We start from the raw sequence: 512 nt of genomic DNA, 5'->3' as shown, positions 1-512 counted from the left end.
ACACATGACAGGTTTGGCTTTCGCCCAAAAACAGCACTTCACCGACCTTGGCACTTACCTCGTTCCACCCCGCTGGCAATGGTTCGCGGGCGGCCTGTTCGGCGGTCAGGGCCAGGGCCTTTTCCGGGCGTACCATGATCAACGCTTCCTGCCCAGCGGCCAGGCCTGGGGTCAGGCGAATCGCCACGGGCTGGCCTTCGAAAGTGCCGGCACCATTTGCGCTGGCCTTGATCCGCAGGAAGTTCGAGTTACCCAGGAACGATGCAACGAAGGCATTTGGAGGGTTCTGATAAAGGTCATAACCAGTGCCCAGGCCCACGATCTTGCCATGGCTGAAAATGGCGATGCGCTGGGACAGACGCATGGCTTCTTCCTGGTCGTGGGTCACGTAGACGATGGTGATACCCAGCCTGCGGTGCAACTGGCGCAGTTCGTCCTGCAAGTCTTCGCGAAGTTTTTTGTCCAGCGCGCCGAGCGGCTCGTCCATCAGCAGAATACGCGGCTCGTAGACC

At 60.0% G+C, this 512-nt stretch carries 1 protein-coding gene; it reads right to left on the bottom strand.

Going from position 1 to position 512, the window contains the following annotated elements; all coding sequences use genetic code 11:
* Nucleotides 1-512 (bottom strand): ABC transporter ATP-binding protein (locus tag J5M66_RS26545; protein ID WP_207817535.1); only part of this gene is annotated, 512 nt, incomplete at both ends.

This window comes from Pseudomonas sp. 67(2021) (assembly GCF_017491835.1).
Taxonomy (GTDB): domain Bacteria; phylum Pseudomonadota; class Gammaproteobacteria; order Pseudomonadales; family Pseudomonadaceae; genus Aquipseudomonas; species Aquipseudomonas atacamensis.
The sequence above is the reverse complement of the archived record's forward strand: the minus strand, read 5'-3'. Positions and strand labels throughout refer to the sequence as shown.